Genomic DNA, 13286 nt, shown 5'->3' on the forward strand with positions numbered 1-13286 from the left:
ATCGCGGGGCATGCAGCTAACGACTGGCTTGCAGCGCCCTGGCCATTTGCAGATGGTTTTGCAGCTTGGGCAGGGTTTCTTCGGCGAACGCTTTGATTTGCGGCACGTCCGTTGTCTGCGCTTGTTGTTGAAGTTGCTCGATGGCTTCCTGGGTGGTTTTTACCTGACTGTCGACGTACGCCTGATCGAAAGAGGTATCGTCCTTAATCTCCGGTATCAAGGCTTTGGCCTTGTCGACCACCTCTTCGCGTGGTGCGACCGGTAAATCGAGTTGCCTGGCAATTTTCGCCAGATGCTGGTTGGCGGTGGTGCGATCGTTGATCACCACGATGGTGTAATCCTTGACCTCCTCGGATGCGGTTTTCTGGTGCGCCAGGCGGCTGGCTTCGATGTCGGCCATGCCTTGGGCCGACGCTTCATTGACGAATTCGGCGGGAGACTGGGCAAAGGCATTGGTGGCGCACAGGCCCAATAACGTGGCAAAACCGGCATTGCGTAAACGGGTGGCCATCCAGCTCATGGTCGCGCCCTCCTTCTTGAAATTCAAACGGGAGCTTGCGCCCCCGTCTATTAAACAAAACCACCTTCACCTGTTACCGAGACTTCTGACCGCCTTTGCGGCCCATGCTTCCTTTCGAAGGGTCTTTATCAACGGTCGTCGTGGTGGTTTTCCCACCTTTGCGACCCGCTTCAGACGCCTTGGTTCGATCGTTGGCGAAGCCTCCCGGGTTCGGATTTTTTGAAGTAGGCATGGTTCTCATCCTCTTGGTGATGATCACGGCGAGCAATCGCCCGCATAGGATATGAATTTCCATGCCCAAAAAGGTTTAGAAAACCTGGCAACGCCGCGACGAACGGTGACGGATTTTCAGACCCCGAGACGTGAATGGTGCTGGCGCTTGGCGGCGTACATTGCCTCATCGGCATGCCTGAACAACTGCTTTTCTTCGGTGCCATGTTCGGGGTATCGCGCGACGCCGATGCTCGGCTGGATCGTCAGGTTGTGCCCGTCCAGACGCAGGGGCTGAACCAGCACCTGGCGGATTTTCCCCGCCACATTTTCGGCATCTTCGGCGGCGTGGATGTTGTGCAACAACACGACAAATTCATCACCGCCAATGCGCGCCACCGTGTCGGTTTCGCGCACGCAGCCCTTGAGTCGATTGGCGACCGCTTGCAGCAGCATGTCACCGACCGCATGACCGAAGGTGTCATTGACTTGCTTGAAGCGGTCGAGGTCGACATAGAGCAACGCCATTCGACCGGAGTCTGCCCGGGCCAGCGCCAGCGAAGCTTTGAGGCGTTCGCGCAACAATTCGCGATTGGGCAGCTGAGTCAGTTGATCGTACTGGGCCATGCGCTGGAGCCGGGCGTGCAATTGCTTGCGTTCGATCGCGGTCGCGACCTGGGCGCAAACATACTGCAGCAACTCCTTGTCTTGTTCGGTGTAGCGCTCGCCACCCGGCACGCTTTTGACGATCAGCGCGCCAATGGTGCCGTTCTGCGAACTCAATGGCACGCCCAGCCAGCAGGGTGAATCCTGGCCCTCGACCAACGCTGCAAACCCCTCCGGCAGATTGTCCTGATCCGGGGTCAGCAGGATCGGCAAGCCACTGCGAATCACTTCTGCGCACAAACGCCCGGTAACCGTCCCGGGATCCTCGGGTTGCAGCTCATGGTCGTCGACGTGATAGGGGAAATTCAGCTGCGCACAGTGCTCGTCATACAGTGCCACGGAGAAATTCAACGCCGGCAGCCATTCGCCGATGATCGAATGGATGCGTTTGAACAGCGCCAGCAAATCTTCCGCCGCGTGGGCCGCTTCGGAGATCGCATACAGCGCCGCTTGTCGGGACTCGGCCTGTTTGCGCTCGGTGATGTCGCGCGCCACGGCGATACGCAACTGATCGACCTCCGACCAGCGTGCCGACCAGAGAATGTGCGCCACCCGGCCGTCCTTGCGCAGGTAACGATTTTCAAAATTGAGCTTGGGTTCGCCCCCCATGATCTCTCGCGCGGCATCGAGGGTACGCTGTCGGTCGGCAGGGTGAACCAGATCGATCATCGACTGGCCGATCAGCTCGTCGGGGGTGTAACCGAAAATGCGCTCGCAGGCCGCGCTGACAAATACGAAGCGACCTTGTTTGTCCACCGCACAGACGGCGTCCAGCAAGAGATCGATGTAACTCGCCAATGGCGCGGAATTTCTGGTTTCCATGATGCCGAGAGCATGTCCGGACAATGCAACATTGAACAACCCTCCCTGACCGGTCATACGCCCGAGCGATGACTGTGCAGCCGACGCTTCCCTGCGTTCAGCCTCAAGCCTTGTTCGTCACCAGCCCCGGAAGCGCATGCACCAGGGCATTGATGGCGAAACCGATGAACATGACCCCGCACAAGCGGGTGATCGCCAGTTCATGACGCTGATACAACGTGCGCACCTGACGCGCACCGACGATGCCAATGAGAATAGCGTAGGCCAAAAGGCCACCAATGAAGCTCAACATGATCAACCAGGGCAACATGGACCAATGCAGCAACTCTGCACGGCTGGACAACAGCGCAGTAAAGGTCGCCACCGCCACCGGGTATGCCTTGGGGTTGGTCAGGCCGAACAGGATGCCGTGCCAGAACGGCTGCCGCGCCGGGCCCTGAGGCGCCTCGGCACTGGCGCGACGAGCGCGAACCGCGCGCAGGCCCAGCCAGAACAAATAAAGCCCACTGAGCACACCCAGCACATCGAACGCAGTGCTGCCGATTTCCCGCGCACCGACAATCGCAATCAGTGCAGTGCTGCACCAGACCACGTCGCCCAGCAAATGCCCGCACAGAAACCCCGCCCCGGCCCGCCGTCCGCGTGCCGCGCCGATGCCGAACACCGCCAACACACCGGGCCCCGGCGTAATGCCATAAATGAAGCCCGAGGCGAGAACGGCCATTAGCAGCGATGGAGTCATGGAAATTCCTGAGGACGCCGGGTGAAGGGGCGCAATTCTATCTCAGGACGCCGAACATCGACTCACTGATCGTCGAAGAACTTCATCCCCGCATAGGGTCGCTGCCGACAAGCCGCCAGCCGCGACGCCAGAGACCCGACATGTGCCTCGAGCTTGTGCCCGTCCGGGTCGAGAAAATAGAACGACGCACCTTCGCTGCGGTTATCCCGCCATTCCCGCACGTTGGCGGATCGCAGGCGTTCGACGAACGGCAGGAAGTCCACAGCTTCGAGGCTGAAGGCGTAATGGGTGTAGTCGGCGGCCGGCGCGGACTCGCGCAGTGGATCGAGAGAAAGGCACAGCCACAGACCGGGTAGCGAGAGATAGGCACCGGTGTCCCAAGTGGCTGCAAGCTGAAGTTGCAGCAGATCGCGATAGAACGCCACGCTGCGGTTCAGGTCAGTAACGGCGAGGGTCAGGTGGTTGAGGCCGGTCAGCATGGATCCAGTAACCTTGAGTCGCTCTGGGTGGTTGCAAACGGAGAGTACAACTGAAACGCCCTTAAGCGTAGAACCACCAGGGCTTTGTTGGCTGTGAATCAGTCTTCGCGGGCAAGCCCGCTCCCACATTGACCGCGTCAGGCACAGGATCTGTGTCCGACGCCAAACCTTGTGGGAGCGAGCCTGCTCGCGATGGAATACGGCCCAGCACTGCACGTTTCAGAACTTGTCGAGCGTGCGCAGCTTCTGCGGCAACCCCCACAGCAACAATGCAGCGGCAATCAATGCGGCGACGCCGATGACGTACAGCGCCGGGGTGGTGCTGCCGGTCAGGTCTTTGATCCGCCCGACCATGACCGGGCTGACGATCCCACCGAACTGGCCAAGGGTGTTGATCACCGCGATCCCGCCAGCGGCGCCTGCCCCGGCACCGGCCAGGAGTTTCGGTGGCAGGGTCCAGAAGCTCGGGATGGACGCGATGATCCCCGCACCGAGCAAGCCCAGGGCAACAATCAGGAAAGTCGTGTGGTTGGCGAAAATTCCTGCGCAGAAGAAACCCACCGCGCCTGCCGCCACCAGACCTGCGACAAACTTGCGCCGCTCACCGGTGGCGTCGGATAACCGCCCGATCACCACCATGCTGATGGCGCCGCAGATGTAGGGAATGGCGGTCAGCAAGCCGATCATCACCGGGCTCTCGGTGCCGGCACTGCGGATCAGTTGCGGCGCCCAGAAATTCAAGCCGTAGGATGCCACCTGAATCAGAAAGTAGATCAGCCCCAGCATCAGGAAACCCGGAATCCGGAGTGCGGCCAGCAAGGAGCCGCCGCTCTTGTGGGGTTCGTGGTGCGCGATACGGCTGGCGAGCAGTGTCTTCTCCGACGGGGTCAACCAATGGGCATCTTCGATGCGGTCCTTGAGCACGGTCAGCACCAACAAGCCAAGGCCGATGCAAGGAACGCCACCGAGCAGAAACAGCCAATGCCAGCCGCGCATATCGAGGAAGCCATCAAGGTGTTGCAGCACCAACCCGGAAAACGGTGCGCCAACCAGCCCGGCAAACGCCGACGCGAGAAACAGCATCGAGGTGATGCGCCCGCGATAGTGCTGCGGGAACCACAGCGTCAGGTAATACAGCACGCCCGGCGCAAAACCCGCCTCCATCGCACCGATCACGAAACGCAGGGCGTAGAACTGCCATTCGCTGTTGACGAAGACCATGGCCGCCGTCGCGAGCCCCCACGACATCATGATCCGGGCGATCCAGCGCCGGGCACCCACCTTGTAAAGCATCATGTTGCTCGGCACTTCAAAGATCACATAACCGACTACAAACAGCCCGGCGCCGAGGCCGTAAGCGGTATCGCTCAGGCTCAGGTCGGCCTGCAACTGGAACTTGGCGAAGCTGATGTTGATGCGGTCGAAAAATGCGAACAGGTAGCAGACCATGATCAGCGGCATCAGTCGCCAGGCGACTTTGCGGACCAGGGCTTTTTCGGCGTCGTGACTAACGGACGGGCTCACGCCCGCCTCCAGAACATTGAGGCTCATCGTGGTTTCTCCAGGCAGACGTCCCGTGGGCGTCCGATTGTTTTTGTTGTCTGGTTCGTTGCGGCTTTTTCAGGAGTTTGTTCGGTGAGTTCAGGACGGTGTCGGGTGCAGGTCGCAGTTACGTCCGGCCTTGGCGAGCTGCCCGGGCACTTCATGACCCAGCAATGCAGGTAAGCCTCGCGACAATCGCAGCAACAACGGCAAGTCGATGCCGGTGTGAATGCCGATTTCATCGCACAGGTTGACCAAATCTTCGGTGCAGATATTGCCCGAGGCACCCGGTGCAAACGGGCAACCGCCAAGACCACCGAGGGCTGCGTCAAAGCGCCGGGCTCCGGCCTCGTAAGCTGCCAGTACGTTGCACAGGCCGAGGCCGCGCGTGTTGTGGAAATGCAGGGTCAGATCAGCCGGTGAAACCCGTTGCAACACCCGTCGCACCAAGCGGTCGACCTGGCGTGGATTGGCCATGCCGGTGGTGTCGGCCAGGGTAATCCCCGTAATGCCGAGCTCCTGATAAGCCTCAACAATTTGCAGCACGCGGTCCTCATCGATCTTGCCTTCGAACGGGCAACCGAAAGTCGTGGCGATGCTGCCGTTGAGCCGCACCGGCGTGCCGCGAACGAACTCGACGATCTCGCCGAACGCAGCCAATGACGCCTCGCAGCGCATCCGCATGTTCGCCAGGTTGTGGGTCTGGCTGGCGGACATCACCAGGTTCAGCTCGTCGGCCCCCGAGTCCAGTGCTCGTTGTGCGCCTTTGAGGTTAGGGATCAACGCGACATAGATCACGCCCGGCTGTCGGGCGATGCCCTTGAACACTTGCTCGCCATCGCGCAGGGCCGGAATCGCCTTGGGAGAAACGAACGAGCCGGCTTCGATGCGGCTGAACCCCGCCAGCGACAACTGATCGATCAGCGCAATCTTGTCGGCGGTTTCGACCCAGGTCGGTTCGATCTGCAAGCCGTCACGCGGGGAGACCTCCTGAACGATCAGGGTCTGGGAATAATCAGTGATCATTGCACCACCCCTTCAGCTTTCAACCGTTCGATGTCCTGGTCAGTCAGGCCCAGCCCCGCGAGGATGCCGTCGGTGTGCTGACCCAGGCTCGGCCCCGACCAGTTCACGCCACCAGGGGTCTCGGACATTTTCGGTACGATGCCCGGCATCTTCACCGAGGCACCGCCGGGCAGTTCGGCGTTGAGCAGCATGCCCCGCGCCTGATAGTGAGGATCGGCAACGATGTCGGCCACCGAATAGATGCGCCCGGCCGGGACTTCAGCAGCTTCCAGTGCCGCCAACACCTCATCAATCGGCAGGCTGCTGGTCCAGTGGGTAATGGCTGCGTCGAGCACATTACTTTTGGCGGCGCGGCCATCGTTATGCGCAAACTCCGGCGCTTCGGCCAGGTCGGCCCGGCCAATCACCGCCATCAGACGCTTGTAGATCGGGTCGCTGTTGCCGGCGATCACCACGTAGGCACCGTCGGCAGTCAGGTAAGTATTGGACGGCGCAATACCCGGCAACGCCCCGCCACTGCGCTCACGCACATGACCGAGCATGTCGTATTCCGGCACCAGGCTTTCCATGACGTTGAACACGCTTTCGGCCAACGACACATCGACCACTTGCCCGCCGCCCTGCCCGGTCTTGACCCGCAGCAGCGACATCAAGGCACCGATGACCGCGTGCAGCGAAGCCAGGGAATCACCGAGGCTGACCCCCACTCGGGCCGGCGGCGAACCGGGAGTACCGGTGGTATAGCGAATCCCGCCCATCGCCTCGCCGATCGCCCCGAAACCCGGACGATCACGGTACGGGCCGGTCTGGCCGTAACCGGAAATGCGCACCAGCGTCAGGTTGGGATTGAGGGCATGCAACACGTCCCAGCCCAGGCCGAGTTTCTCCAGGGCGCCGGGGCGCAGGTTTTCGATCAGCACATCGGCGTCGCTCGCCAGTTGCTTGACCAGTTCGATGCCTTCAGTGGATTTCAGATTCAGCGCCAGGGACTTCTTGTTTCGCGATTGCAGGTACCACCACAACGAAGTGCCTTCGTGCAGCTTGCGCCATTTACGCAGGGGATCGCCCTGGCCCATGGCTTCGATCTTGATCACTTCGGCGCCGAACTCGGCCAGCATGCGCGCGGCAAACGGCGCGGCGATCAGCGTGCCGATCTCGATCACTTTGATTGCACTCAAGGGGGCAGTCATCGCGGGGGTACCTCTTGTTCTTGGAATATGCGCCAAGGCTAGAGGACCGAGTGGCATGGAATCCAACCTTCTGTTGGCAACGACCGTTCGCGAAACGCGAATGCCTGGCTGGAGATTACCGCGACCTCAAGTCAGGCTTGCCCGGGAAGAGGCCCGTCCATGCAATCGAAAACTGTCAGGCCTGGCCGCGCAAATGCTCAAACAACATCCGGCTCACCGGCGACAGCGCCGCTTCATCGCGCACCACCAGAATCAACGCACGATCCGACCAGTCATCCGTCAGCGGCACCGCGTGCAACCCCAGCGCCCGGCCAAACAGTTCGTAGGCCTTTAGCGGCAGGATGCCGATGCCCATGTTGGCCTGGACCATCCGGCACATGGCGTCGAACCCCGGCACATGAATCCGCAACCTCAGCACCTTGCCGGCCTTGCGCGCGGCCGCATGTGTGCGCATGTTGATGGAACTGGCCGAATGCAGACCGACGTAATCGCTGTCCAGCGTGTCGGCAAAAGCCAAGGCCGAACGACTCGCCAGCGGATGATCGGCCGGCATCAGGACGACCAGTTTGTCCTGACGATAAACAACACTGTGCAGCCCCTTGACGTCGCTGTCGCTGGAGCAGATCCCGAGGTCCGCCACGCCATCGAGCACGCCTTGGATCACCCCGCTGCTGGGGCGCTCTTCGAGGTCGGTCTTGACCTGCGGATGGCGCGCGGAAAAGTCCCGCAGGTCTTCGGGCAGGAATTGAATGATCGCCGACAGGTTCGCGAGCATCCGCACATAACCGCGTACACCGTGGCTGTGTTCGCCCAGTTCGAGGCCCATTTTCTCGACGTTAAACAGCATCTGCCGGGCATGGTGCAGCAGGGTTTCACCGGCCGGTGTCAGCGTCATGCCCTTGGCCTGGCGCACGAACAGGCTGATGCCCAGCGCCTCCTCCAGCTCCATCAACCGCTTGCTGGCCGCCGACACCGCAATCGCTTCGCGGGCGGCGGCGCGGGTCAAGGTGCCCTCTTCGTGGACGGCCACAAACAGCTGGAGAGTGATCAGGTCGAGGCGGCGGATCAGGCTTTTTTGCAGCATGGCAGGGCTCGATGATTTCGGTTCGACTGAGTCGGCAGGATAGCCCGGATTAGATTCGTGTCCGCCATCCAATTACCCACAGCACTCTGGGGCATCGCCCTACAACTAATTCTCTTACAACTCTCAGTACTACCGGAAACAGCCGATTCAAAGCCCATCGGGACTCTCTGTAAAGTCTGGCAACACACACAAACTGCAACAAACCCACGGATAGATTCACTCAAGGAATGTCACTCACACATGAGCCAGATACCGTACACGGCGCACACTTTCACCAACTACCGCAAACTCGTTTCATTGGCCGATCATGATTGGGAGACCGCCGAAACCGGAAAAATCGCGGGGCTCAACGTTGAGATAAAAAGTGCCAACCGCATGCTCGATCAGTACGGGAGAGCGTTTCATCATTTCTGTACGACGTCATACCTGGGTCTGGATCACCATCCCGATATTCTCGACGGTGCCATGACCACGCTGTGGGAAACCGGCACACTTCGCATCGCCAATTCCAGGAGCCGCTGCAAGCTGGCGATTCTGGACCAATACGAAACCGAACTGTCCGAGTTGTTCGGCACCAGTTGCCTGAGCACTCTGTCGTGCAGCGCGGCGAGTGCCGGGATCCTGCCGCTGCTGGCCAGCGGCGTATTCACGGAAAATCGCCCTCCGGTGATGGCTTTCGACCGGTTGGCGCATTACTCGATGAATCACCTCAAAGCCGCCTGTGCCGATGAAACGAAGGTCGTGACGTGCCCGCATAACGACATGGACTTCCTCGAGACGCTGTGTCAACGACACACCAGGGTCGCGTATGTCGCCGACGGCGCCTACAGCATGGGCGGGGTTGCGGACATGGACAGCCTTTTGTATCTGAAGGACCGCTATGGGCTGTTTCTCTATCTGGACGATTCCCACGCGCTTTCCTCTGTAGGAACATTCGGCGCCGGTCTTGTGCGTCCCAGGCTGCATACCCTGGATGATGACTGCCTCATCGTCGCCTCGCTGGCCAAGTCGTTCGGCGCCAGCGGCGGTCTGGTGATGCTGGGCAGTGAACGGCAGAAGAAGCTCATTGCGCGTTACGGCGGCCCCAACAACTGGTCGCAAAGCCTGAACAGTGCAGCCATTGGCGCGGGCCGGGCATCCATCCAGCTACACCACACCCTGGAATTCGCCGCGCTGCAGGAAAAACTTCAGGTTAATATCCGCCTCTTTGACAGCCTCATCCGAACCGCACAACACAACAGCAACATGGCGATTCGACTGGTCAATTGCGGTGAGGCATCGCTGGCCAACAACATCGCCATTGAACTGGCCAATCACGGATTCTTCACCTCGGCAGTCTTTTTCCCGGTGGTTGCACAAGGCAAGGCAGCCATCAGAATCACCCTGCGCGCCGACATGGGGACGACGCTGATCCGCCATTTCTGTGGACTCATCACCGAGCTTTTACGTGCTCACGGCCGGGACATCGGCGGCTGAAAAAACAGGGAAGATTAAATGAAGAGCAGCACCACCCTCCTGATCACCTGCTGTACGGTTTTTCTCGCCCAATTGGGCATGAGCATTTATCTGTCGGCGCTGCCGGATATTGCCCGGGATCTGTCCGCAGATGCTTCACAGGTTTCATGGGGGTTGGCGGTGTATCTGATCGGCATGGCGCTGCCGATGCTGTTCTGGGGCAGCCTGGGCCAGCGCATTGGCCGCAAGCCGGTATTGCTCGCGGCGCTCGGCCTCTATGGGCTGGGCAACCTGGCCCTGCCTCTGGGCCAGACACTTGAATCGTTCCTGGTTTTTCGCCTGATTCAGGGGATTGGCGCCAGCGGGATTTCAGTCATGGCCCGGGTGCTGATCCGCGACAGTTTTCGCGGCGATCTGCTGGCCAAGGCGTTGTCCTGGATATCGATTTCCTTTGTGGTGGCGCTGGGTATCGGTCAATACCTGGGGTCGATCATCCAGGTGACACTGGGCTGGTCAGCGATTTTCTACTTATTGGGTGGTGTGAGCCTGTTGATGGCGCTGGTGGTGGCGCGGGTCACGTTCCCGATGCTGGCAGAAGAGAACACACCATCATCGGCCTGGACGAGCTACGGGTACATTCTGCGTCATCGGGCCTTCCTGTTACCGGCCCTCGCCGGTGGCTTGGGGTATGGGGTGATTGTCGCGTTCAACACCGCTGCACCGCTGATTCTGCAAGGCGCCTTCAACTGGTCGGCAGTGGAATACGGCTTGTTGGGCTGGCCCATCAGCGCGGCGTACTTTCTCGGGGCCGTGGCGGTCAATCGCTTCGTACTGCAAACCGGTCAGCAATGGCTGATGACGGCGGGCGTCGGGCTGATACTGGCCGGCAGCGCAGTCATGTTGCTGGGTAGCCTCGCAGGCACGTCTATCGCGCTGCTGTTCTGGTTGCCCTATTGTTTTTCAGTATTCGGCCAATCGCTGATTTACCCGATCAGCTTGTCCCTGGCCAACCACGGTTCGCCGGTCGGCGGTGCTTATGCGATGGCGTTGAGCGGTTTCATTCATCAACTGATGGCCGCCGTTATCGGCGGTATCGCCAGCCTGATAGCCAGCCAGCAGGCATGGCCGTTGTCGCTGTTATGCACCTTGCTGGCCTTGGGCGCGTTGCTTTGCGTAGCGCTCGCGCCCGGCCGTCGAACCGCTTAGAACGCGCTGCGGAAAATCTCCTCGATCTGCCGCTGATCCGCCGCCCGAGGGTTGGTCAGTCCACAGGCGTCTTTCAGGGCATTGCCGGCAAGGACCGGGATGTCATTGAGCCTGGCACCAAGCTCACGCAAACCGGCGGGAATGTCCACATCCCTGGCCAGGCTGCGAATCGCCGCGATCGCCGCCTGCGCGCCCTCTTCCGGACTGAGCCCGCGAATGTCGGCCCCCATCGCGTGGGCAATATCGGTCAGGCGAGGGGCGCAAACCAGTGCGTTGAAACTCTGCACATGAGGCAGCAGCACCGCGTTGCACACGCCATGGGGCAGGTCGTAGAACCCGCCTAACTGATGGGCCATCGCGTGAACGTAACCAAGGGACGCATTGTTGAACGCCATGCCCGCCATAAATTGCGCGTAGGCCATGTTTTCCCGCGCGATCATGTCACTGCCGTCCTGCACGGCCTGGCGCAGGTTGTCGCTGATCAATGTGATGGCTTTCAGCGCACAGGCATCGGTGATCGGGTTGGCTGCCGTGGAGACGTAGGCTTCGACGGCATGGGTCAATGCGTCCATGCCGGTGGCGGCGGTCAGGCCCTTGGGCATGGCGACCATCAGTTCCGGGTCGTTGACTGACAGCAGCGGCGTAACGTTGCGGTCGACGATGGCCATTTTTACGTGGCGCGATTCATCCGTGATGATGCAAAAACGGGTCATCTCGCTGGCAGTGCCGGCGGTGGTGTTGATCGCGATCAACGGTAGCTGGGGTTTGGCCGACCGATCGACACCTTCGTAGTCACGGATCGTCCCACCGTTTGTGGCGCACAAGGCGATGCCCTTGGCGCAGTCGTGAGGCGAACCGCCGCCCAGAGACACCACGAAATCACAGCGACTTTCCTTGAGCAGGCCCAAGCCGTGCTCGACGTTGGCGATGCTCGGATTCGGCTTGGCGCCGTCGAAGATCACCGAGTCGATGTCCTGCAACGCCAGTTTCTCGGCAATCCTCGATGCCACGCCAGCCTTGGCCAGCCCGGCGTCAGTGACTATCAGCGCCTTGCGAAAACCATACTTGCCAATGGCGTCCATGGCTTCGTCGAGGCAACCGGTGCCCATGATGTTCACGGCGGGGATGAAAAACGTACTGCTCATGCGCGAGTCTCCTGGCTGAAACCAAATCGGCAATGCCGATTCGGCGGGTGCGCACAGGGTCGACCGATCAGTCACGCGGTATGTTGATCTGGCTCAACGCCCGGGCGTGATAAAGTCGCCGTCCATCAGACCTTTTGCTTCGAGACGACAAACGCAATGACCGATTTCCAGGATGTCGATGCCCAACTTGAAGACTGGAACGCCTTGCGCACCACCGCCTCGTTCGGCGGCCTGCTGGTGGGTAACGGCGCCAGCCGCGCCGTGTGGGACGACTTCGGCTACGACTCGCTGTTCGAAAATGCCCGCACCGTCGAAGAAAAACCGCTGAGCCAGTCCGAGCTGAGCGTGTTCGACGCGATGCAGACGCGCAGTTTTGAACAAGTGCTTGGGGCGCTGAAGACCACCAGCCGGGTCAACAAGGCCCTGGCCGTCAGCTCTGCGGCACCACGCAATCGCTACTACGCGATCAAGGAAGCGCTGATCAACACCGTGCACGCGGTGCATATCCCGTGGCGGCTGGTGAAGCCTTCGACGCTGGCGACGATCAATCAGGAACTGGGCAGCTATCGGACGGTGTTCACCACCAACTACGACTTGCTCAGCTATTGGGCGATCCAGCATCGGCCGGACGTCGTGACCGACCTTTTCCAGGGTGCCGAACCCGGCTTCGATCTGAGCGCCAGCGCCACCGACAAACCACGTTTGCTGTACCTGCACGGCGGCCTGCATCTGGTGCGCAATCAGGACGGCACGGCGCGCAAGTTGATGTCGACCGAAGGGACGTTGCTCGGTAATTTCGCGATCAACAATACGATCAAGACCCTCGACGACGTGCCGCTGTTCGTCAACGAAGGCCCGGCGCAAGACAAACTCAAGACCATTCGCAGTTCGGATTACCTGTCGTTCTGCTACGACCAGTTACTCGGCCACGGTGACGGGTTGTGCATCTTCGGGCATGCCCTTGGCGAGCAGGACAGTCACATCGCTCATGCGTTGCGCCAGGCAAAACCGAAGGTGGTAGCGATCTCGATTTACCCGCGCAGCAAGGCGTTCATCCAGCATCAGAAGCGGCATTACGCGAAGGTGTTCGAGGGGACGGGTGTGGCGTTGCGTTTTTTTGATTCGAAGACGCATGCGCTCGGTAACCCTGAGCTGACCGTGCCGGTCGAGGTCTGACCTGTGGCGAGGGGGCTTGCCCC

Annotated in this window: 13 protein-coding genes; 3 read left to right on the forward strand and 10 right to left on the reverse strand. The window is 60.5% G+C overall.

Features of this window, described 5'->3' with window-relative positions; translation table 11 throughout:
• Positions 1-16: 16 nt before the first annotated feature.
• The 9 genes from ACCC96_RS17440 to ACCC96_RS17480 all read right to left on the reverse strand — a co-directional run bounded on the left by ACCC96_RS17440 (position 17) and on the right by ACCC96_RS17480 (position 8281).
• Positions 17-520: a DUF4142 domain-containing protein gene (locus ACCC96_RS17440; RefSeq protein ID WP_413696413.1), complete on the reverse strand. Its 504-nt coding sequence runs from the start codon at positions 518-520 to the stop codon at positions 17-19.
• 73 nt (positions 521-593) lie between these two features.
• Entirely contained in the window at positions 594-752 is a 159-nt protein-coding gene (locus ACCC96_RS17445) for a KGG domain-containing protein (protein ID WP_081499461.1), read from the reverse strand.
• Positions 753-868: 116 nt separating this feature from the next.
• Entirely contained in the window at positions 869-2218 is a 1350-nt protein-coding gene (locus ACCC96_RS17450; protein ID WP_026345684.1) for a diguanylate cyclase domain-containing protein, read from the reverse strand.
• A gap of 103 nt (positions 2219-2321) precedes the next feature.
• Positions 2322-2960: a LysE family translocator gene (locus tag ACCC96_RS17455; protein ID WP_026345683.1), complete on the reverse strand. Its 639-nt coding sequence runs from the start codon at positions 2958-2960 to the stop codon at positions 2322-2324.
• A 62-nt stretch (positions 2961-3022) separates the two neighbouring features.
• Complete coding sequence (gene fos / locus ACCC96_RS17460; RefSeq protein ID WP_413696414.1) at positions 3023-3439, reverse strand: fosfomycin resistance glutathione transferase; 417 nt, start codon at positions 3437-3439, stop codon at positions 3023-3025.
• Positions 3440-3658: 219 nt separating this feature from the next.
• Positions 3659-4990: an MFS transporter gene (locus tag ACCC96_RS17465; protein ID WP_019580877.1), complete on the reverse strand. Its 1332-nt coding sequence runs from the start codon at positions 4988-4990 to the stop codon at positions 3659-3661.
• 90 nt (positions 4991-5080) lie between these two features.
• On the reverse strand, positions 5081-6007 hold the full coding sequence (locus ACCC96_RS17470; RefSeq protein ID WP_413696415.1) for a hydroxymethylglutaryl-CoA lyase: 927 nt from the start codon (positions 6005-6007) through the stop codon (positions 5081-5083).
• Positions 6004-7197 (reverse strand): CaiB/BaiF CoA transferase family protein, encoded by a 1194-nt coding sequence (locus ACCC96_RS17475; protein WP_413696416.1) that lies wholly within the window; start codon positions 7195-7197, stop codon positions 6004-6006. Before ACCC96_RS17475 ends, ACCC96_RS17470 begins: the two co-directional genes overlap by 4 nt.
• Positions 7198-7372: 175 nt before the next feature.
• Positions 7373-8281: a LysR substrate-binding domain-containing protein gene (locus ACCC96_RS17480; RefSeq protein ID WP_111454820.1), complete on the reverse strand. Its 909-nt coding sequence runs from the start codon at positions 8279-8281 to the stop codon at positions 7373-7375.
• Between the two features lie 240 nt (positions 8282-8521).
• On the opposite strand from ACCC96_RS17480, the gene ACCC96_RS17485 reads away from it, so the two are divergent.
• Positions 8522-9757, forward strand: coding sequence for an aminotransferase class I/II-fold pyridoxal phosphate-dependent enzyme (locus tag ACCC96_RS17485; protein WP_019647934.1), 1236 nt, complete (start codon positions 8522-8524; stop codon positions 9755-9757).
• Between the two features lie 18 nt (positions 9758-9775).
• Positions 9776-10942: an MFS transporter gene (locus ACCC96_RS17490; protein WP_258670887.1), complete on the forward strand. Its 1167-nt coding sequence runs from the start codon at positions 9776-9778 to the stop codon at positions 10940-10942.
• Here ACCC96_RS17490 and yiaY read toward each other — a convergent pair.
• Entirely contained in the window at positions 10939-12087 is a 1149-nt protein-coding gene (yiaY, locus tag ACCC96_RS17495; protein ID WP_019647932.1) for an L-threonine dehydrogenase, read from the reverse strand. The genes ACCC96_RS17490 and yiaY overlap by 4 nt on opposite strands.
• A gap of 156 nt (positions 12088-12243) precedes the next feature.
• Here yiaY and ACCC96_RS17500 point away from each other — a divergent pair, with 156 nt between their 5' ends.
• Positions 12244-13263, forward strand: coding sequence for a DUF4917 family protein (locus ACCC96_RS17500; RefSeq protein WP_413696417.1), 1020 nt, complete (start codon positions 12244-12246; stop codon positions 13261-13263).
• The last annotated feature ends 23 nt before the right edge of the window (positions 13264-13286 follow it).

The organism is Pseudomonas sp. Pseusp11 (genome assembly GCF_047304405.1).
In the GTDB taxonomy this organism is placed as follows: domain Bacteria; phylum Pseudomonadota; class Gammaproteobacteria; order Pseudomonadales; family Pseudomonadaceae; genus Aquipseudomonas.

What these genes read in the sequence shown, in the direction of transcription:
- ACCC96_RS17500 (WP_413696417.1), top strand. Translation starts at nt 12,244, where the DNA reads ATGACCGATTTCCAGGATGTCGATGCCCAACTTGAAGACTGGAACGCC.
- ACCC96_RS17485 (WP_019647934.1), top strand. Translation starts at nt 8,522, where the DNA reads ATGAGCCAGATACCGTACACGGCGCACACTTTCACCAACTACCGCAAA.
- ACCC96_RS17490 (WP_258670887.1), top strand. Translation starts at nt 9,776, where the DNA reads ATGAAGAGCAGCACCACCCTCCTGATCACCTGCTGTACGGTTTTTCTC.
- ACCC96_RS17465 (WP_019580877.1), bottom strand. Translation starts at nt 4,990, where the DNA reads ATGAGCCTCAATGTTCTGGAGGCGGGCGTGAGCCCGTCCGTTAGTCAC.
- ACCC96_RS17450 (WP_026345684.1), bottom strand. Translation starts at nt 2,218, where the DNA reads ATGGAAACCAGAAATTCCGCGCCATTGGCGAGTTACATCGATCTCTTG.
- fos (WP_413696414.1), bottom strand. Translation starts at nt 3,439, where the DNA reads ATGCTGACCGGCCTCAACCACCTGACCCTCGCCGTTACTGACCTGAAC.
- ACCC96_RS17440 (WP_413696413.1), bottom strand. Translation starts at nt 520, where the DNA reads ATGAGCTGGATGGCCACCCGTTTACGCAATGCCGGTTTTGCCACGTTA.
- ACCC96_RS17470 (WP_413696415.1), bottom strand. Translation starts at nt 6,007, where the DNA reads ATGATCACTGATTATTCCCAGACCCTGATCGTTCAGGAGGTCTCCCCG.
- yiaY (WP_019647932.1), bottom strand. Translation starts at nt 12,087, where the DNA reads ATGAGCAGTACGTTTTTCATCCCCGCCGTGAACATCATGGGCACCGGT.
- ACCC96_RS17480 (WP_111454820.1), bottom strand. Translation starts at nt 8,281, where the DNA reads ATGCTGCAAAAAAGCCTGATCCGCCGCCTCGACCTGATCACTCTCCAG.
- ACCC96_RS17455 (WP_026345683.1), bottom strand. Translation starts at nt 2,960, where the DNA reads ATGACTCCATCGCTGCTAATGGCCGTTCTCGCCTCGGGCTTCATTTAT.
- ACCC96_RS17445 (WP_081499461.1), bottom strand. Translation starts at nt 752, where the DNA reads ATGCCTACTTCAAAAAATCCGAACCCGGGAGGCTTCGCCAACGATCGA.
- ACCC96_RS17475 (WP_413696416.1), bottom strand. Translation starts at nt 7,197, where the DNA reads ATGACTGCCCCCTTGAGTGCAATCAAAGTGATCGAGATCGGCACGCTG.